At 68.3% G+C, this 18320-nt stretch carries 17 protein-coding genes; 15 read left to right on the top strand and 2 right to left on the bottom strand.

The window, feature by feature from the left end; all coding sequences use genetic code 11:
• Positions 1–73: 73 nt before the first annotated feature.
• Genes ACIQF0_RS16460 through ACIQF0_RS16470 form a run of 3 tightly spaced genes read left to right on the top strand, consistent with a single transcriptional unit; the run spans position 74 to position 4014 of the window.
• The gene (locus ACIQF0_RS16460) at positions 74–2722 is read left to right on the top strand and encodes a S8 family serine peptidase (protein WP_401030251.1); all 2649 of its coding nucleotides are present in this window, start codon (positions 74–76) and stop codon (positions 2720–2722) included.
• Between the two features lie 51 nt (positions 2723–2773).
• A complete protein-coding gene (locus ACIQF0_RS16465; RefSeq protein ID WP_401030253.1) occupies positions 2774–3691 on the top strand; it encodes an N-acetylglucosamine kinase in 918 nt (305 codons plus the stop codon).
• A gap of 20 nt (positions 3692–3711) precedes the next feature.
• Positions 3712–4014: a hypothetical protein gene (locus ACIQF0_RS16470; RefSeq protein ID WP_401030254.1), complete on the top strand. Its 303-nt coding sequence runs from the start codon at positions 3712–3714 to the stop codon at positions 4012–4014.
• On the opposite strand, the gene ACIQF0_RS16475 is transcribed toward ACIQF0_RS16470, so the two are convergent.
• Positions 4009–4923, bottom strand: a complete 915-nt coding sequence (locus ACIQF0_RS16475; RefSeq protein ID WP_360048690.1) for a LysR family transcriptional regulator — start codon at positions 4921–4923, stop codon at positions 4009–4011. The two genes, ACIQF0_RS16470 and ACIQF0_RS16475, sit on opposite strands and share 6 nt — an antisense overlap.
• Before the next feature lie 200 nt (positions 4924–5123).
• Between ACIQF0_RS16475 and ACIQF0_RS16480 the strand changes: the two genes are divergently transcribed.
• The 5 genes from ACIQF0_RS16480 to ACIQF0_RS16500 are packed head-to-tail and all read left to right on the top strand — an operon-like array spanning position 5124 to position 9382.
• The gene (locus ACIQF0_RS16480) at positions 5124–5912 is read left to right on the top strand and encodes a 2-amino-3,7-dideoxy-D-threo-hept-6-ulosonate synthase (RefSeq protein WP_401030256.1); all 789 of its coding nucleotides are present in this window, start codon (positions 5124–5126) and stop codon (positions 5910–5912) included.
• On the top strand, positions 5909–6982 hold the full coding sequence (locus tag ACIQF0_RS16485; protein WP_401030258.1) for a 3-dehydroquinate synthase II family protein: 1074 nt from the start codon (positions 5909–5911) through the stop codon (positions 6980–6982). Before ACIQF0_RS16480 ends, ACIQF0_RS16485 begins: the two co-directional genes overlap by 4 nt.
• A gap of 5 nt (positions 6983–6987) precedes the next feature.
• Positions 6988–8373: a class I adenylate-forming enzyme family protein gene (locus ACIQF0_RS16490; protein WP_401030260.1), complete on the top strand. Its 1386-nt coding sequence runs from the start codon at positions 6988–6990 to the stop codon at positions 8371–8373.
• Between the two features lie 23 nt (positions 8374–8396).
• Positions 8397–9233 (top strand): helix-turn-helix domain-containing protein, encoded by an 837-nt coding sequence (locus tag ACIQF0_RS16495; RefSeq protein ID WP_401030262.1) that lies wholly within the window; start codon positions 8397–8399, stop codon positions 9231–9233.
• Positions 9230–9382, top strand: a complete 153-nt coding sequence (locus ACIQF0_RS16500) for a DUF397 domain-containing protein (protein ID WP_401030264.1) — start codon at positions 9230–9232, stop codon at positions 9380–9382. Before ACIQF0_RS16495 ends, ACIQF0_RS16500 begins: the two co-directional genes overlap by 4 nt.
• Here ACIQF0_RS16500 and ACIQF0_RS16505 read toward each other — a convergent pair.
• A complete protein-coding gene (locus tag ACIQF0_RS16505; protein ID WP_401030266.1) occupies positions 9328–10005 on the bottom strand; it encodes a DUF3159 domain-containing protein in 678 nt (225 codons plus the stop codon). The two genes, ACIQF0_RS16500 and ACIQF0_RS16505, sit on opposite strands and share 55 nt — an antisense overlap.
• A gap of 126 nt (positions 10006–10131) precedes the next feature.
• On the opposite strand from ACIQF0_RS16505, the gene ACIQF0_RS16510 reads away from it, so the two are divergent.
• From ACIQF0_RS16510 to ACIQF0_RS16540, 7 genes are all read left to right on the top strand, one after another.
• On the top strand, positions 10132–11343 hold the full coding sequence (locus ACIQF0_RS16510; protein ID WP_401030268.1) for an ROK family protein: 1212 nt from the start codon (positions 10132–10134) through the stop codon (positions 11341–11343).
• 16 nt (positions 11344–11359) lie between these two features.
• Complete coding sequence (locus ACIQF0_RS16515) at positions 11360–12685, top strand: ABC transporter substrate-binding protein (RefSeq protein ID WP_401030270.1); 1326 nt, start codon at positions 11360–11362, stop codon at positions 12683–12685.
• Positions 12686–12697: 12 nt separating this feature from the next.
• Entirely contained in the window at positions 12698–13672 is a 975-nt protein-coding gene (locus tag ACIQF0_RS16520; protein ID WP_401030272.1) for a carbohydrate ABC transporter permease, read from the top strand.
• Positions 13669–14562 carry a carbohydrate ABC transporter permease gene (locus ACIQF0_RS16525; protein WP_401030273.1) on the top strand — a complete coding sequence of 298 codons (894 nt, stop codon included), beginning with the start codon at positions 13669–13671 and terminating at the stop codon, positions 14560–14562. Before ACIQF0_RS16520 ends, ACIQF0_RS16525 begins: the two co-directional genes overlap by 4 nt.
• A complete protein-coding gene (locus ACIQF0_RS16530) occupies positions 14559–15827 on the top strand; it encodes a 6-phospho-beta-glucosidase (RefSeq protein WP_401030275.1) in 1269 nt (422 codons plus the stop codon). The genes ACIQF0_RS16525 and ACIQF0_RS16530 overlap by 4 nt, the downstream gene beginning before the upstream one ends.
• A gap of 5 nt (positions 15828–15832) precedes the next feature.
• Positions 15833–16846 carry an N-acetylglucosamine kinase gene (locus ACIQF0_RS16535; protein ID WP_401030277.1) on the top strand — a complete coding sequence of 338 codons (1014 nt, stop codon included), beginning with the start codon at positions 15833–15835 and terminating at the stop codon, positions 16844–16846.
• Positions 16847–17519: 673 nt separating this feature from the next.
• Entirely contained in the window at positions 17520–18308 is a 789-nt protein-coding gene (locus ACIQF0_RS16540; RefSeq protein WP_401030279.1) for an SGNH/GDSL hydrolase family protein, read from the top strand.
• The last annotated feature ends 12 nt before the right edge of the window (positions 18309–18320 follow it).

Consider the following 18320-nt stretch of genomic DNA (forward strand, 5'->3'; position numbering starts at 1 on the left):
CGCAGCAGCGGACGCGAGCAACGTTGCGCAGGCGCGTTCAGCCCGGGATCGGACATCGGAGCACGTTTCCCGGGTGGTGTCCCGGTCCGGTGGCCGGGAAGTCGCCCGAACGACCAACGCGGTGCCCGGCGTGGTGCTGTCGGCGGACAAGTCACGCTTGTCGGCTTTGTCCCGCATGCCCGAGGTGCGGGCCGTACATCGGATGGTCCCCAAGAAGCTCTCGAACGCCCACGCCGTCCGCCTCACCCGGACGTCCGAGGTGTGGAAGTCGCTCGGGAAGTTCGGCGACGGCGTGCGGATCGGCGTGATCGACACCGGCATCGACTACCGGCACGCGGACTTCGGCGGCGGCACGTTCCCCACGGCCAAGGTCGTCGGCGGCCACGACTTCGCGGGTGACGCGTACACCGGCAAGTCCGGGTCGATCCCGGAGCCGGACGCGGACCCGCTGGACTGCGAGGGCCACGGCACGCACGTCGCCGGGACCGCGGCCGGCTACGGGGTCAACGCGGACGGCACCACCTATCGCGGCTCCTACTCGTCGGTCGACCTCGACTCGTTGAAGATCGGACCGGGCACGGCCCCCAAGGCGTCGCTCTACGCGTTGAAGGTGTTCGGCTGCGAGGGCGGCACGAACCTGACCGCACAGGCGCTGGACTGGGCGCTCGACCCCAACGGCGACGGCGACTTCTCCGACAAGCTCGACGTCGTGAACCTGTCGCTGGGCAGCGACTTCGGCGCGCCGGACGACCCGGACTCGCTGTTCGTGCGCAAGCTCGTGGAGCACGGCGTGGTCGTGGTCGCGGCGGCCGGCAACGGTGGCGACTTCTACGACGTCGCCGGATCTCCCGGCAACACCCCCGAGGCGATCTCCGTGGCGAACAGCCGCGACTCGTTCTCGATGCTGGACGGCCTGGAGGTCGCGGGCAAGCAGTGGCCTGGCCAGTACAGCCAGAACTTCAAGGACTCCTTCGACCTGACTTTGCCGGTCGTGCGACTCAAGTCCGATGTGGATGGCTGCAAGCCGATCTCGGAGGCACTCGCCGGGAAGATCGTCTGGCTGGAGTGGGACGACAGCGACGCCACCCGCGCCTGCGGTTCTGGTGCCCGCACCGACAACGCCTGGAAGGCCGGAGCGGCCGGGGTGCTGCTCCCGACGACGTTGCCGGTGTTCGCGGCCGGAATCGCCGGAAACGCTCACATCCCCGCTTTCCAGCTGACGGCGACGGCTTCGTCCGCGCTGCGTCCCGCCCTGGAGGCCGGAACCCTGAGCGTGCACCTGACCTCGGCGCTGAAGGTCGCGGTGCCGTCCGTGGAACCGGCGATCGCGGACACGATCACGCCGTCGTCGTCGCGTGCCCGTTCGTCGATCGCAGTCGCAGCACCGGGTGACACGATCTTCTCCGCCGCCTCCGGAACTGCCTCGTCCGGCGTGTCGATGGGCGGCACGTCGATGGCGTCTCCGCACGTCGCCGGGATCGCCGCACTGCTGCGCGAGGTCCATCCGAAGTGGACGGTCGCGGAGATCAAGGCCGCGCTGATGAACACCGCATCCGGGGTGATCCGGGACGCCGACGGCGTGCGGGAGGCGCCGATGCGGGTCGGCGCGGGCCGGGTGGACGGGCTCGCCGCGCTGTCGTCCGACGTGCTGGCGCTGGGCGACGCGTCGTTCGGCACGGTCGAGGCCGCCGGTCCGGTGCTGCTCAGTCGCACGATCCGGTTGGTGAACAAGGGTTCGCAGACAGTCCGGCTGAACGCCCGCTTCGACCCGATCACCGCTGTGCCCGGCGTGTCCTTCCAGGTCATCACGCCCTACGTGTCCCTGCCGCCGGGTGGTTCGGCGTCGGTGCCCGTGCAGCTGCGGATCTCGAACCCCGCCGCGCTGCGCAAGACCCCCGATCCCACGGTCGCGCTGGACGAGGGCCGTCAGTTCCTGGCGGAGGCATCCGGCCAGGTGACGTTCACCGGCGGCCGGACGCTGCACGTGCCCGTCTACGCGGCGCCGAAACCGGTGTCGCGGCTGACCGCGGCCGGTGGCCGGGTCGCGGGTCGTGGCCTCGACCAGCCGGACTACCAGTCCCGCATGACCGTGCTGACGCTCGGAGCACGCTCCGACCGGCTCGCCGACTGCGGCCCTGACGTGCAGGACAACTGCGCCATCAACCGCACCGCGCGTGGCGGCGACCTGCGGTACGTGGGCGCGACGGCGACCTCGGACCTGCTGGCGTTCGGCGTCGCGACCTGGAGCACCTGGGCGAACATCGGCAGCAACATCCAGCCGGAGGTGAAGTTCTCGGTGGGTGGCAAGGACTTCGTGACCACCGCCGTGAAGCCGACCAACCCGGACGGCGACATCACCGCCGACCTCTGGCTCGCCAGGACCAAGGTCGCGGGGTCGGACGAGGTCGTGGACGAGCAGCCGTTGAACGGCCTGGACGGCGCGACCGACACGAACCTGTTCGACAGCGACGTCGTGGTGCTGCCGGTGTCGCGGGCGGCTCTGCCGTCCGGCCCGGTCACCTACACCGTGGGCGTGCGGAGTCCCTACACCGCGCCAGCCGACTCGGACGACCTGGTCGACGTCACGCCCGCCACGACGTTCGACTACGGCTTGATCGTTCCCGGACTGTCCACAGTGGTACGTCCGGGTGATCGGCCTGCGTCCGGATCGTTGGTGTTCTTCCACCACAACGCAAGCGGTAACCGCGCCTTCGTGAGGTGACACCCGGTTGGGCGTGCCCAAGGTGAGCGGGTCTCGGCATACTCGGTCGTCATGGACCTGGTTGTGGGACTCGACGCCGGCGGCACGTCAACCAGGGCTTTGGTGCTCGATCTGGACGGCGCCCGCCTGGGCCAGGGCCTGGCGGGCGGCGCGAACCCGAACTCGCACCCACCGACGGTCGCCGCCGCCCACATCGGCGAGGCGCTGGCGGAGGCCCTGGACGGCCTCGACTCCCGCAAGGTCCGCTCCGGCGTGCTCGGCATGGCGGGCGCCTCGAAACTGGCCGATCCCACGATCTCCGCGCTGTTCCGCGAGGCCTGGGAACGCGCGGGCCTGCACTGCCCGATGCGCGTGATCACCGACTGCGAGGCCGCCTTCGCCACCGGCACCTCCTCGCCCGACGGCACGGTCCTGGTGGCGGGCACGGGTTCCATCGCTGGCCGCATCGCGGGCCACCGCATGATCGCCCAGTCCGGCGGCTACGGCTGGCTGATCGGCGACGACGGCTCGGCGTTCTGGCTGGGCCGCGAGGCCGTCCGGGCGGCACTGCGGCTGCTGGACGTGGACGCACCGCTGGAAGGCCTGGCCACCGCCGTCCTGACCGCCGCGGGCGCGAAGAACAGGGGCCAGCTGATCAACGCCGTCAACGACCAGCCCCCGATCGCACTGGCGCGGTTCGCCCCGCTGGTGAGCTCGGCCTACCACCACGGCGACCCGGAGGCGCTGGCGATCGTCGGCTCCGCCGCCCGGCTGCTCGCCGACACCGCCTCAGCCGTGCGCGAGCCGTCCGACACGTCCCCGATCGTGCTGGTCGGCAGCCTGATCAAGACGCCGGTCGGTACCCACCTGAAGCAGGAACTGCTCACGCGCTGCAACGCTCAGGTGATCATGGCGACGGAAGGTGCGGCCGGGGCTGCCTGGCTGGCGGCCGTGGACGTGCTCGGACCGGACGCCCCACGCCCGGCCTAGATGTGTGCGAAAGTGCAACCATGCTCCACGTTCTTGCTGCTGAGCCCAGTGGCGCCAGGATTCTCGGCCGGCTGGTCGGGTACGCCCTCATCCCGGTCATCGTCATCGTCGTGATCGTCGTGACGCGCAACAACAGGAAGAACCGCGAGCGGTATCACCAGCAGCAACAGCAGTACTGGGCCCAGCAGCAGTACTACGCGCAGCAGCAACAACAGCAGTACCCGTACCCGCCTCAGCAGCAGCCATTTCCGCCGCAGCAGCACCAGCAGCCGTACCCGCCGCAGCAACCACCTCAGCAGCCACCGCAGCCGCCCCAGTCATGACGCCAGCAGCCGGCCCGAGTGCGGGGTTCGGTCGCGGTAGGCGCGCAGCAGTCCGGCGTGCACGTCGTCCACGTGCTCGGCGACGTCGACGTCGGTGTTCCACACCAGGGTGATCCGCCGGTGCAACGGGTTGCCGATGATCGGTTTGAGCAGCACGCCCGGCACGTCGGGGCCGGGGAAGAAACCCGCCACCGCACCGGTGGAGCGCACCAGGTCCGCCGCCGCCACCGGGTCCACGCCGAAGTGGGCGCAGCGCGGCGTGAAACCGACGGCCTCGCAGGCCAGGTCGAGGTTGAGGCGGCCGCCGTGGTTCTCGTCCGGCGCCACCCACTCCTCACCGGCCAGCTCGGACAGCAGCACCTCGCTGCGCCCGGACAGGCGATGGCCCACCGGCACACCGATCAGCATGCGTTCCGTGACCACGCCGCGCAGGCCCACCGCCTTGGGAAAGCGCAACGGGCTGCGCGGGAACTCCACCACCAGCGCGAGGTCCAGGTCGCCGGTGCGGACGAGTTCCAGCACCGCGTCGCCGCCGCGTTCGATGTGAGTGGTCTGCGGCAGGCCGGGGAGCATTTCGCGGACCACGCCGACGAGCAGTGCGGTCGGGGAGCCCGCCACCCCGCCCAGGCGGATGCCCGACTCGCCGCGTTCGGCCAGCTTGCGCGAGGAGACCAGCAGGTCGTCGAAGTGTTCCACCAGGTCCTGGGCTCGCAGGACCACGTGCCGGCCGAGTTCGGTGAGTTCGACGCCGTCGGTGCGGCGCAGGAACAACGGGCCGCCGAGACTCGCCTCGATGCGCCTCACCTGGGCGGTGAGCCCGGCCTGGGCGATCTTCAGCTGGGAGGCGGCCCTGCTGATGCTGCCTGCTCGTGCCACGGTCAGCACCACGTGCAGATGTCTCAGCTCCATTCGCACTGACGAAGCCTAAAGCAGTTACCGATCCACAAACACGGCCACGCGGGTGTCACCAGATGACGCGCTGTCACCGTCGTAAGCGCCATTGGTCTGTCAGGCCCATAACCCGGGAATTATCGGCACCTCACACCTGCCGCTGCGTGCGCGGCCTACTACACCCTGTTGACACCAAACGATCGAAGGGTGTGAACGCCATGAGGAAAGCGTTGCGGCTGCGACGCCTTTCCCGTCCACAAGACGACAGATATCTCTTCGTGCCGTTGGACCACAGCGTTTCGGACGGTCCGGTCGTGCCGCGAGATCGGTGGACGGACCTCATCCGCGCTGTCGTGCAGGGCGGTGCGGACGCCATCATCGTCCACAAAGGACGGGTACGCACGATCGACCCCGCCGTGCTGGGCGGATGCGCGTTGATCGTCCATCTGAGCGCCGGCACCGCGCACATGGCCGACGCCAACGCGAAGGTGCTCGTCGGCGAGGTGGACGAGGCGCTGCGACTGGGCGCCGACGCGGTGAGCGTGCACGTCAACATCGGTTCCGACACGGAGTCTCGCCAGCTCACGGACCTCGGCACGGTCGCGGCCGCGTGCGACTCGTGGAACGTCCCGCTGGTCGTGATGGCCTACGCCCGCGGGCCCCGCGTCACCGACCCGAGGGACTCCGCGCTGCTCGCCCACGTCGTCAACATCGCGGCGGACCTCGGCGCGGACATCGTCAAGACCAACCTGGCCGACGACATGACCGAGGTCGTGGCCAGCTGCCCGATTCCGGTGATCGTCGCGGGCGGTCCCGCCTCCGCGAACAGCATCGCCGGCCACGCCAGCGCCGCGATGGCGGCCGGCTGCTCCGGCCTCGCCGTCGGACGGCGGGTCTTCACCTCGCCCGCGCCGATGCAACTGGTCGCGGAACTGGCGTCGATCGTCCACGCGCCCACCGACGCAAGCCTCATGCACGCACTGACCGCCACCTTGGAGAACCGGTGAAGTTCGCCTGGATCGACCTCAGAACCGTCCCGGAAGAGCAGCGGACCGCCGTGATCGACGCGGCGGTGCACAGCCGGATCGCCGGCGTCGTCGCGGACGATCCCGCGCTGCTCGACGACCTGCCGCCGACGATCACCCGCGTGCTGCTGACCGAGAACCACGTCGAGAGCCCGCACCTCGTCACCGTGGTGGTGGACGAGCAGGACCAGCTCGACCGGTTGTCCACGGGTTCCGCGTTCGTGACGGTCAGCGACGACCGCACGCTCAAACTCGCTTGTGCCGCAGCGGAACGGCTCGACCACACCGTCGTCGCGTTCACCGACCCGACGAAGATCCCGCTCGAGATCGTGATCGCCGCGGCGGACGGCGCACCCGGCAAGCTCGTCACCGTCGTGACCGACCTCGTCGAGGCCGCGATCGTCCTCGAATGCCTGCAACACGGCTCCGACGGCGTGCTGATGGCTCCCGCCGACGCGACCGACGTGTTCAGGCTGGCGCGGCTGCTGGAAGTCACGTCCCCGCCGCTGACCCTGACCACGCTCACCGTGGAAGCGTTGACCCACAACGGACTCGGCGACCGGGTCTGCGTCGACACCGCCTCGCACTTCCAGGAGGACGAGGGCATCCTCGTCGGCTCGTTCTCGTCGGGCTTCATCCTCTGTTGCAGCGAAACGCATCCGTTGCCGTACATGCCGACGCGGCCGTTCCGGGTCAACGCGGGCGCGCTGCACTCGTACGTGCTGGGCCCGGCGAACCGCACCAACTACCTGTCCGAACTGCGGTCCGGCAGCAAGGTCCTCGCCGTCAACGCCGAAGGCCACACCCGCGAGATCACCGTCGGCAGGGCCAAGCTCGAGTCACGCCCGATGCTCACGATCTCCGCGCGCTCGCCGGAGGGCGTCGAGGTGCACCTGATGGTGCAGGACGACTGGCACGTCCGCGTGCTCGGCCCCGGCGGCAAGGTCCGCAACGTCACCGAACTCCAGCGCGGCGACGAACTGCTCGGCTACATCGCTGCCGAGCAGCGCCACGTGGGCCTTCCGATCGGCGAGTTCTGCAAGGAGTCATGAAAGAAATGCGCGAGTTCATCACCGACCTGTTGCACCGGCACGGCGACGAAGTGCCGATCTTCAGTCACCGCAACACAGTCACGCACGGCCTGCTGCGCGCCGACGTCTCCGCGCACGCCGCGCGGTTCGAAGCCGTCGGAATCCGTGAGGGGAGCACGGTCGCCGTCCAGGTACCGCCGAGCTTCAGCCAGTTGGAGGCCGTGCTCGCGTTGTGGAGCATCGGCGCGCAGGTGATCTCGATCGACCACAGGTTGCGCCCGGCAGAAACCCATGTCCTGCACGACCTGACGCTCCCCGAGTTCCTGGTGCACCCGAGCGGCAGTCCGGCGCAGGGCTTCCAGGAGCGCTACGGCCTGGTCGTCGAACGCGCACCCGGCGTCCCCGCGACGACCCCGCACCGGCTGGTCCAGTTCAGCTCCGGCTCAACCGGGCGGCAGAAGGTGATCGGCCGCAGCACCGAGTCCCTCGCCGCCGAGGTGGCGCGGTTCGCCGCGTCCGACGGCGTGGTGCGCGGCGGCGAACGCTTCCTGCTGCTCAACTCCCCCGCCCACAGCTTCGGCCTGATCGGCGGCCTGCTGCACTCCCTCGCGGTGGGCGCACACCTCGTGTTCGCCGAAAACCCTTCGGCAGAAGCAATCCTCCGGCAGGCACGAACGCACGAGGTCGACTTCGTCACCGGCCTGCCGTTCCACTTCGACCTGCTGGCCTCCTCGCCCGACCGCGACTCGCTGCGCACGGCCCGCGGCGCGTTCGCCGGCGGCGAGATGATGCCGCAGGACGTCGCCGACAGGTTCGCCGCCGCCTACGGCTTCCCGGTCGGCGAATGCTTCGGCACCACCGAAACCGGCGCACTGACCATGGCGGTGGACGGCACCGTCCGCCCGTCGGTCGGCAAGCTGATGCCGGGCATCACCGCCCGCGTACGCAACGGCCTGGTCGAAGTCGCACTGGAGGAAACGCCGTACCTGTCCGAGAACGACCCGTCGCGCTTCTCCGGCGGCTGGTTCCGCACCGGCGACCGAGGCGAGTTCTCCGGCGACGGCGAACTCCGGCTGCTCGGCCGCGCGGACTCACTGGTCGTGGTGCGCGGCAACAAGGTCGACCTGACCGAGGTGGAACACGTCCTGCGTGGACACCCGCAGGTGACCGAGGCAGTCGCGGTGGGAAAGCCGGAAATTCGCGCGTACGTCGGCACGGCCAGTGACACGCTCACGGCACAAGCGTTGTCGGAGTGGTGCACGGAAAGACTCGCGGAATTCAAGCTCCCCGCCCAAATCCTCGTGATGGACACACTTCCGCGAACGTCGAGCGGCAAGATCATCCGAAACATGGAGCCGCTCCATGCGTCCTACCTTCAGGCACATTTGACCGGAAACAATGGAGAAGGATGACCTGCCGGGCCTAGCTTTCCCGCATGCCCAAAAGATCGTCCAGTGTGGTGGGCCGGGAGTTCGGTGGCACGATTCGCGCCATCATCGCCAGAACCGGCCTCACCCACCGCAAGCTCGCCGAACTCCTCGGCTGGCAGGAAGCCAAGATCTCCGACATGACGCTCGGCAAGGGCGGCGTGACCGAGAACGACGTCATTCTGCTGCTCGGGTACTGCCGAGCCACGGTCGAGGAACGCGAACACCTGCTGACGCTCTTCCGCGAATCCGGCACCGCCTGGCTTCAGATCCCGAAAGACGGTGTGCCGGACCAGGTCCGGACGCTGATCGACCACGAGCAGGACGCCGAGGAGATCATCACCTGGTCGATGATCCTCGTGCCCGGCCTGGTGCAAACGCCGGACTACGGCTACATCGTCACCGAACGTTCGCCGGTGATCGAAGCCGAGGACGTCCCCGCGGTCGCCGCTGCCAGGGCCGCTCGCGCGACCATCCTCGAACCTGGCAGGAAGTTCGTGTTCCTCGTGCACGAACAGGCGCTGGAACTACCGGTCGGCAGCATCGAGGTGTGGCGGGAACAGCTGGCACACCTGCTCAGGATGTCGGTGCGGAATTACGTCAGCATTCGGATCGTTCCGCGGTCGGCGGGCGTTCACGCGGGCACGTGCGGCGACTTCTGCCTGATGAAGTTCCCGAAGTACCCGCCGGTCGTCTACGCAGACAGCGTCAACTACTGCCTGTTCTTCGACGACCCGGAGACCATCAAGATCCACGAGGACATCCTGTCGGCTCTCGCGGCTGTCGCACTGAGTGAGGAAGAATCCAGGGCGGTGATCGACAACATTCTGGAGGGGCTTCAATGACCGCCTGGCGCAAGAGCACCTACAGCGGCAGCAGCAACAACTGCGTCGAAGTCGGCAAGGGCGTCGGCATCCGGGACAGCAAGGCCCCCGCAGCTCACATCCCCGTCTCGCCGGCCGCCTGGTCGGCCTTCCTCAGGTCCGTGGTCTGAGGGTGCCGGAACCCGGGGTGGCCCGCTGGTAGCGCCCGCTTCAGCAGCCACCCCGAGACCAGGATGCAGACGATCTGCAGCGGCCACGACAGCGCCACCCGCAGCGTCGCCAGCCAGAACACCTGCGCGTCGAGCCACAGCGGCGTGAAGATCGCGACCCGCAGCACGTACTGACCGACCCACGCCCACGACGCGACCGAGTAGGCGCGCAAAAGGGCAGGATCTCGGCGCCAGCGGGTCTTCTGGCCGAGCAGCGTGCCGACGACGAGTCCCAGGAACGGCCAGCGCACCGCGATCGAGCCCGCCCACGCCAGGGCCGAGGCCACGTTGGACAGCAGCTGGATGAGGAAGAAGTCCTCGACGCGGCCCGTGTAGAGGGCGACCAGCGCGGCGGCCACCACCAGCAGCAACGAGAGCAGGACGGCGCGGGGTTTCTCGCCTCGCACCAGGCGGAAGACGCCGATCGCCACACCGCACAGGACGGCGATCACGGCGCCAGCGCCGATGGAGTGCCCGAACAGCAGCCAGCCCGCGACGAACGCCAGAGGTGGCAGGGAGGCGTCGAGGGCGCCGCCCCGGCCTCCGAGCAGTGATGCGAGCGACTCCTGGCGCACGTCGGTCATGGTTCCAGGGTGCCTTAGGCGAACCTAACTCAGGTAACGGACCCATATCGGGGATTGACCCCGGTGAACCAGGTCACTACCGTCTGCCGAAATCGTCTGGAAAGTTAACAGACAGGAGCGGACCTAATGCGTGCCGGAAGCCCACGACTGTTGCGGGAGATCAACGACCGCGCAGCCATCGAGGCTTTGCTGCGCAACGGGCCGCTGACCAGGTCGGAGTTGGAAGGTCTGATCGGCCTCTCCAAGCCGGCGACCGCACAGCTGCTCACCAGGCTCGAAGAAGCCGACACCGTGGTCCGCAACGGACTGCGTGGCGGCGGGCGCGGGCCGCGAGCCCAGCTGTGGTCGGTCAACGGGGCGCTTGCGCACATCGCCGCTGTCGATCTCACCCCCGAGACGGTCGACATCGCGATCGCGGACATCTCCGGTGCCGTGCTCACCGAGTACAAGGCGCCGATGCCCGCGAAGCACGGCGTGCTGGAGGCGTTCGTGAGCGCGGTCGGCAAGGCCTGCGGGCAAGCGGGTCTGAGCGCCGACCAGTTGCTGCACGTCGTGGTGGGCTGTCCGGGAGCGGTGAACCCCGCGAACGGTGAGCTCGCCTACGCACCACATCTGCCCGGCTGGAGCAATTTCGACATGCCCGGCCAGTTGCGGGAGCAGCTCGCGACATCGGTGAGCGTCGAGAACGACGTCAACCTCGTCGCGCTGGAGGAGATGGTCGCCGGTAGGGCCACCGAGGTGAGCGACTTCGTCGTCATCTGGCCCGCGGACCTCGTCGGTGCCGCCGTCGTCGTCAACGGATCGCTGCTGCGCGGCGCCTCCGGTGGCGCGGGCGAGATCGACGGGCTGATGATCCCCGACCGCGCGGCGGCCGACACCGACACGGACCGCTCCGGCGGCACGTTCGGTGAACTGCTCAGCAACACGTCGATCTGCAAGCTCGCACGCGCCCACGGGCTCGCCGCGCGCAACGGCCACGGTGCCGTGCGCAAGGCGTTGGCCGCGGGTCCGTCGGGCCGTGAGTTCATGGCCGATCTCGCCAAGCGCATAGCCACGGGCGTGGCTAGCGTCGTCGCGGTGCTCGACCCGGAACTCATCCTCCTGTCCGGCGACATCGCGCAGGCAGGCGGAACCACGCTGAACGACCTCGTTGCCGCGGAACTGCGGCAACTGGTGGTGCCGAGAACGCCCATTCAGCTGGCTTTGGTCACCGGGAAACCAGTGCGCAGCGGCGCACTGCACTCGGCGCTGGCCTTCGCCCGCGAAGAGGTGTTCGGCCTCCCGGCAGCCACCACGGCTCCATTCCGCGGCCCAGTGGTCGCCGGGTCCCCACGTTGATCGAGAAGGAGTGCACATGCGCAAGCACACCCGTGCTGCCTTGCTCTGTGTCGCCGCAGCGCTGACCCTCACCGCATGTGCGGCGGGCAAGGGTGGCGGCGCGAGTTCCGATGCCGCCGCTGCTCCTGGCAAGGACGACAAGCTGACGCTCACGGTCTGGAGCAACTACTCCGACCGCGAGTACGAAGAGGTCACGAAGGCTCTCAAGACCTTCAACAAGAAGTTCCCGAACATCGAGATCAAGCACGAGGGTTCGCAGGACGACGACAAGATCACCGCGGGTATCCGTTCGGGCAACACTCCGGACGTCGCGCTGTCGTTCACCACGGACAACATCGGCCAGTTCTGCTCCTCGGGCGCGTTCCAGCCGCTGAAGTCCTACATCGACCGCGACAAGGTCGACCTGAACCAGCTCTCCCCCGCGGTGCAGCAGTACACCGAGTACAAGGGCAACCGCTGTGCGATGCCCATGCTCACCGACGTGTACGCCATGTACTACAACAAGGACCTGCTTTCGGGCGCCGGCATCACGAACCCGCCGAAGACGCTGGACGAGCTGTACGACGCGGCCGTGAAGGCGACCAAGAAGGCGCCGAACGGTGACATCGAGGTGGCGGGTTACCTGCCCACGATGGGCTTCTACGCCAACCGCCCGACCATCCTCGCGCCGACGTTCGGCGCGGAGTGGGAGAAGGACGGCAAGTCCGGTCTGGCCAGCTCCCCCGGCTTCACCGAGATGATGACGTTCCAGAAGAAGCTCGTCGACTTCTACGGTTACGACGCGCTGGAGCGGTTCCGCGCCGGTCTCGGCCAGGAGTACTCGGCCGACCACGCGTTCCACCAGGGCAAGATCGCGATCATGATCGACGGCGAGTACCGCACCGCCTTCCTCAAGGCGCAGGCGCCGCAGATCAAGTTCGGCACGGCTCCGTTCCCGACCTGGAAGCCCGCCGACTACGGCACCGCGTTCACCACCGGCACGATCATGGGCATTCCGAAGGGCGCCAAGAACGCCGGCGCCGCGTGGGAGCTGATCAAGCACCTGACGTTCGACACCGACACGATCGTCGACCTGTCCAACGCCATCAAGAACGTCCCGAGCACCAAGGCCGCCATGGAGAGCTCCAAGCTCGAGGTGGACGAGCAGTTCAAGACGTTCATCGACCTCGCCAAGAGCGACAAGCTCAAGGGCAACCCGGTCACCCCCATCGGTGACGCGCACATCAAGGCCGTCACCGACTTCTCGGTCTCCTACCAGTCGGGCAAGGTCCCGGACCTGGCGGCAGGCCTCAAGGAAGTCGACAAGAACATCGACGACCAGATCGCCAAGAGCGGCAAGTAGGGGATTCGCCAGATGACCGCCACGCTCGGCGCGCGGCCCGCCCCCGGCAAGGGGCGGGCGCGTTCCCGCCATCGTCTAGCCGTGCTCGGGTTCATGGCCCCGGCACTCATCGGCTTCGTCCTGTTCTTCGTGTACCCGTTGGTCGCCACGGTCATCTTCAGCTTCACGAAGTACGACCTGATCAACCCGCCGGAGTTCAACGGACTCGCCAACTACGAGTTCATGTTCAAAGATCCCTTGCTCACCAAGGCGATCGCGAACACCTTGTGGTTCGTCGTGGTGCTCACGATCGCGCGGACGGTGTTCGCGCTGGGCGTGGCGTCGGTCATCGCTCGTCTGAAGTCGGGCGTCGGTCTGATCCGCACGCTCTGCTACCTGCCTTCACTGGCACCGCCGGTGGCCGCGACACTCGTGTTCTTCATGGTGATGCGGCCCAACGGCGGCCCGCTCGACAAGATCCTCGGCGTCTTCGGGCTCGACTCGCCGCTGTGGTTCTCCGACCCGGCGTGGGCCAAGCCCGGCATCACCGCGATCATGCTCTGGATCTCCGGCGACCTTATGATCATCATCCTCGCCGCGATCCTGGACGTGCCGCAGGAGCAGTACGAGGCAGCCGAACTCGACGGCGCCGGCCCGATCCGGCGCTGGTGGCACGTCACGCTCCCGTCGATCTCACCGGTGCTGCTCTTCGGCATCGTGAACTCGGTGATCCTCGCGTTGCAGCTGTTCACACAGGCGGTCGTCGCGGGGTCGGCCGGCTCGGGAGCAGCGGACGCGACGGGATCGACCAAATATCTCGGTTTCCCGGACAACTCGACGCTGACGTTCCCGGTTTACCTGTACACGCAAGGCTTCCGCTACTTCGACATGGGCTACGCGGCCGCCATGGCCACGGTCCTGTTCATCATCTCGTTCGCCGTGACCATCGTGCTGGTCCAGCGGATGCGCAAGAACTCCACCGCTGAGGAAGGGGGTCCGGGAGCATGACCGCCACGCTGACCAAACCACCGGTCGACGTCCCAGCGGAACCGGAGCAGCCACGTCGCAAGCGCGACGTCGGCGGCATCCTGAACTGGGTCGCGACGCATGCGATCGGGCTCGCGCTCGGCCTGATGTTCGCCACACCGGTCGTGTTCGTCTTCCTCACCGCGGTGATGTCGGACGACCAGGCGTTCACCTCGAACCTGTGGCCGACCGAGTGGCACTGGGAGAACTTCGTCGAGGTCTTCGACAAGGCCCCGCTGTTCCAGTACCTGATCAACAGCCTCACCTACTCGCTGCTCGCGACGCTGGGCATGCTGATCTCGTCGATCCCGGCTGCCTACGCGCTCGCGAAGCTCAAGTGGCGCGGCCGGAACGTGGCGTTCATCCTCGTCATCGGCGCGATGATGCTGCCGCCGCAGGTCGTGGCCGTGCCGCTGTACGACACCTGGTCGTCGCTGGGCCTGACGGGCACGCTGGTTCCGTTGATCGCGCCGTACTTCCTGTTCGACGCGTTCAGCATCTTCCTGCTGCGCCAGTTCATGCTCACCATCCCGCAGTCCTACGTGGACGCGGCACGGGTGGACGGGTGCTCGGAGTTCCAGGCGCTGACCCGGATCATCATTCCGATGGCGAAGCCGGGCATCGCGGCCACCGCGCTGTTCTGCTTCCTCTTCACCTGGAACGACTACTTCGGCCCGTTGCTTTACACCGGCGAGGTCAAGGACCAGTGGACGTTGTCGCTGGCACTGGCGACGTTCAAGGGCATGCACATCGTCCAGTGGAACTCCTCGATGGCCGTCACGTTCCTCACGATGATCCCGGCCGTCGTCCTCTTCGTCTTCGCCCAGAAGTCGTTCGTCAAGGGAATCACGTTCACGGGAGTCAAGGGATGAAACTCACCGTCGTCGGTGGCGGGTCCACCTACACACCGGAGCTGATCGACGGCATCGCCGGCCGTCGCACCAGCCTGGCGGTGGACGAGATCGTCCTCGTCGACCCGGACGAGCACCGCCTCTCACTGATCGGCCCGTTCAGCCAGCGGCTGCTGGAGCACGCGGGTCACTCGGCGAAGGTGCGCACCACCACGTCGCTCGAGGAAGGCATCGAGGGCGCGTCGGCTGTACTGCTGCAACTGCGGGTCGGCGGGCAGAAGGCGCGCGCCTCGGACGAGACGTTCCCGCTCACCTGCGGGTGCGTCGGCCAGGAGACCACCGGCGCGGGAGGCCTCGCCAAGGCCCTGCGGACCGTGCCGGTGGTCCTGGACATCGCGGACAAGGTGCGCCGGATCGCGGGCCCCGACACGTGGATCGTGAACTTCACGAACCCGGTCGGCATCGTGACTCGCGCGCTGCTGCAGGAGGGTCACAAGGCGATCGGCCTGTGCAACGTGGCGATCACGTTCCAGCGCTGGACGTCCGCACTGCTCGGCGTGGATCCGTCCACTGTGGAGCTGGAGCACGTCGGCCTGAACCACCTCACGTGGGAACGCGGCGTGTACGTGGACGGCGTCGACCGCCTGCCGGAACTGCTCGCCGACCACGTCGAGGGCCTCGCCGAGCACATCGGCATCGACGGCGGGCTGATGCGGCGCCTGAACATGGTGCCGTCGTACTACCTGAACTACTTCTACAACCACGACGCCGTCGTGAAGAAGCAGCTCACCTCACCGCCGCGCGCCGAAGTCGTGGCCGCGGTCGAGAAGGAGCTGCTCGACATCTACGGCGACCCGTCGGTCGTGACGAAGCCGGAGCAGCTGTCGCAACGCGGCGGCGCGTACTACTCCGAGGCGGCCGTGCAGCTCGTGCACGCGCTGACCGGTGGCGCAGGCGCTGAGAAGCACGTGGTGAACGTGCAGAACAACGGCTCGCTGCCCTTCCTGCCCGACGACGCCGTGATCGAAGTGTCCTCCACTGTGGACTCGAACGGCGGTAAAGCGCTGCCGGTCCGTCCCGTGGAACCGTCCATCTCCGGCCTGATCTCGCACGTCACCGCGTACGAGTACCTGGCGCTGGAAGCGGCCAAGCACGGTGGCCGCGACCGAGTGGCGAACGCGCTGCTCGCCCACCCGCTGATCGGCCAGCACGCCATCGCGGACCAGCTGGCCGACGAGCTGATCGCGCAGAACCGCGACCTGCTGCCGTGGGTGAAGGGAAACTGACAACGATGACCGACCGTGTGCTCGCCATCGACGGCGGGAACAGCAAGACCGCGGTGCTCCTGGTCGACGCGGACGGCAAGGTGCTCGCGCAGGTGCGCGGGCCCGGCGCCCCGCCGCAGACCGTGGGCATGAAGCGCGGACTCGACGTGTTCGAGGGACTGGCACGCGAGGCCGCAGCTCAGGCGGGACTGTCCCCCGACGAGCCGATCGCCGCGCACACGTCCGCCTACCTCGCTGGGGCGGACCTGCCCCGCGAGGAGGAGGACCTGACGCGGGCGATCACCGAGCGAGGCTGGTCGAAGACGACGTTCGTCGGCAACGACACGTTCGCGTTGCTGCGGGCAGGCACCGCGGCGGCGGGTGGCATCGCGGTCGTCTGCGGCGCCGGCATCAACGCCGTGGGTGTGGCGCGCGACGGCCGGACCCACCGCTTCCCCGCCCTGGGCGCGATCTCGGGTGACTGGGGTGGCGGCGGCCAGCTCGGCAACGACGCTCTCTGGCACGCCGTGCGCGCCGAGGACGGCCGGGGCAAGCCGACGCTGCTGCTCGACGCCCTGCTGGCGCACTACGGCGAGACGTCGATCTTCAAGGTGGTCGAGAAGATCCACTTCGAGGAGATCGAACTCGACCCGCACGCCTTGTGCCCGTTGGTCTTCGACGTGGCCGCGCAGGGTGACGCCGTGGCGCTGGCTCAGGTCGACCGCCTGATCGAGGAGATCGTCGTGCTCTCCACGGTCTCCATGCGCAAGCTCGACCTGATGGACGAGCCCGTGGACGTGGTGCTGGGCGGCGGAGTCCTGACCCACACCGGTGACGTGGTGGTCGGCCCGGTCCGTCAGCAGATCCTGGAAGCCGCCCCACTCGCCCAGGTCCGCCTGGTCGACGTGCCACCCGTGGTGGGTGCGGCCCTCCTCGGCCTCGATCACATCGGGGCCTCGCCGAGCGCAGAGCTGAGGCTGCGCTCGGCCTACAGCGAGCACGTCCCTGCGGCCGCCCTGGACGTGGCGGCCAGCGGCTAGGCCCTCGAGACCCCGTCTCAGGGGGTAGATCGGCGGCGGCGCCCCCTGAGACGGTCCCAACCCCACTGCTCGGGGCAGATCGGCGGCGGCGTCCCGAGCAGTGGCCCCAACCCTTTCCGAGGGGGCAGGACCGGCGGCGGCGCCTCCTCGGAAAGGCCCTACGGCCCCCGCAGCGACCTCACGCGCCGAGGTCGCTGCGGGGGTTTTCCGCGTTCGGGGCATCAGACGAAACATCGGTGGGCAAGACTGCGGGCGATCGAGAAGACCTGGACGGCACCACGGTCGTCGCGGCGACGCTCTCCCGCGGCGTGACCACGGGATTGGAATGGGGAGGCGGCGTGAGGATCGCGGGCCCGCCGGCGCCGGGCGACGCCGGACCGGTCAGCGCGACGGCGACCAACACTCCTGCTGTGACAAGCGCTACACCGAACGAAAGGAACGGAAGCGGCAAACCAGAACGCACCCGGCAGAAGGTAGCGACGAATGAGACGAATCCCCCGGAAAACCCTCAAGCATCGCTCGATCGAGTGGTAAAAGAATCGTCACCCACTGCGACAAAACTTACGATGCCGTAACCGACGGTGGCGTAACCAGCGGTTCGTTGTGCATGCTAACTAGTCGCCTGCGGACGGGAGCCCGCCGGCAGTTGGATCGCACGAGTAAGGGGGATGTTGTGCTGCTGCGATGGAACAGTCTCGTGTCCCTGGGGGACAGCTTCACCGAGGGCATGGACGACCCCGGCCCCGGAGACACCTACGTGGGCTGGGCCGACCGCCTGGCAGGAATGATCGCCCAGCAGGCGCCTGAGTTCAGGTACGCCAACTTCGCGATCCGCGGCAAGATGCTGCAGGAGATCATCGACGAGCAGGTGCCGCTCGCGATCTCGCTCAAGCCGGACCTGGTGACGTTCTGCGGTGGCGGCAACGACATCATGGTGCCGAACAGCGACCCGGACGCGCTGGCCGAGGTCTACGAGGTGGCGGTGGCCGACCTCAGGGCCGCCGGATGCGACGTCGTGATCTTCACCGGATTCGACACCCGATCCACCCCGCTGCTCAGGAGCCTCCGGGGCAAGATCGCCATCTACAACACGCACCTGTGGTCGATCGCCGAGCGCTACCACTGCCGGATGGTCGACCTGTGGTCGATGCACGCGCTGCACGACCGTCGCGCGTGGAGCGCGGACAGGCTGCACCTGTCGCCGGAAGGCCATCAACGGGTCGCGCTCAAGACCGCCGAGGTGCTCGGGCTGACCGACGACCACTCCTGGAACGCGCCGTGGCCGGCACTGGAGCAGATCGACTGGGTCACCCAGCGAAAAGCCGACCTGAAATGGGCGCGGGAGCACGTGGTGCCGTGGATCGGCCGCACCCTCAGGGGCGAGTCGATGGGCGACGGCATGGCACCGAAGAGGCCGGAACTGCTGCCGCTCGCGCGCTGCAGCGACGAGAGCCTCACGTGAGCGGGGCGGGGT

It is taken from the genome of Lentzea sp. NPDC092896, from assembly GCF_044754905.1.
Taxonomy (GTDB): domain Bacteria; phylum Actinomycetota; class Actinomycetes; order Mycobacteriales; family Pseudonocardiaceae; genus Lentzea.

What these genes read in the sequence shown, in the direction of transcription:
- ACIQF0_RS16480 (WP_401030256.1), top strand. Translation starts at nt 5,124, where the DNA reads ATGAGGAAAGCGTTGCGGCTGCGACGCCTTTCCCGTCCACAAGACGAC.
- ACIQF0_RS16530 (WP_401030275.1), top strand. Translation starts at nt 14,559, where the DNA reads ATGAAACTCACCGTCGTCGGTGGCGGGTCCACCTACACACCGGAGCTG.
- ACIQF0_RS16510 (WP_401030268.1), top strand. Translation starts at nt 10,132, where the DNA reads ATGCGTGCCGGAAGCCCACGACTGTTGCGGGAGATCAACGACCGCGCA.
- ACIQF0_RS16520 (WP_401030272.1), top strand. Translation starts at nt 12,698, where the DNA reads ATGACCGCCACGCTCGGCGCGCGGCCCGCCCCCGGCAAGGGGCGGGCG.
- ACIQF0_RS16505 (WP_401030266.1), bottom strand. Translation starts at nt 10,005, where the DNA reads ATGACCGACGTGCGCCAGGAGTCGCTCGCATCACTGCTCGGAGGCCGG.
- ACIQF0_RS16470 (WP_401030254.1), top strand. Translation starts at nt 3,712, where the DNA reads ATGCTCCACGTTCTTGCTGCTGAGCCCAGTGGCGCCAGGATTCTCGGC.
- ACIQF0_RS16535 (WP_401030277.1), top strand. Translation starts at nt 15,833, where the DNA reads ATGACCGACCGTGTGCTCGCCATCGACGGCGGGAACAGCAAGACCGCG.
- ACIQF0_RS16465 (WP_401030253.1), top strand. Translation starts at nt 2,774, where the DNA reads ATGGACCTGGTTGTGGGACTCGACGCCGGCGGCACGTCAACCAGGGCT.
- ACIQF0_RS16490 (WP_401030260.1), top strand. Translation starts at nt 6,988, where the DNA reads ATGCGCGAGTTCATCACCGACCTGTTGCACCGGCACGGCGACGAAGTG.
- ACIQF0_RS16525 (WP_401030273.1), top strand. Translation starts at nt 13,669, where the DNA reads ATGACCGCCACGCTGACCAAACCACCGGTCGACGTCCCAGCGGAACCG.
- ACIQF0_RS16495 (WP_401030262.1), top strand. Translation starts at nt 8,397, where the DNA reads ATGCCCAAAAGATCGTCCAGTGTGGTGGGCCGGGAGTTCGGTGGCACG.
- ACIQF0_RS16515 (WP_401030270.1), top strand. Translation starts at nt 11,360, where the DNA reads ATGCGCAAGCACACCCGTGCTGCCTTGCTCTGTGTCGCCGCAGCGCTG.
- ACIQF0_RS16475 (WP_360048690.1), bottom strand. Translation starts at nt 4,923, where the DNA reads ATGGAGCTGAGACATCTGCACGTGGTGCTGACCGTGGCACGAGCAGGC.
- ACIQF0_RS16500 (WP_401030264.1), top strand. Translation starts at nt 9,230, where the DNA reads ATGACCGCCTGGCGCAAGAGCACCTACAGCGGCAGCAGCAACAACTGC.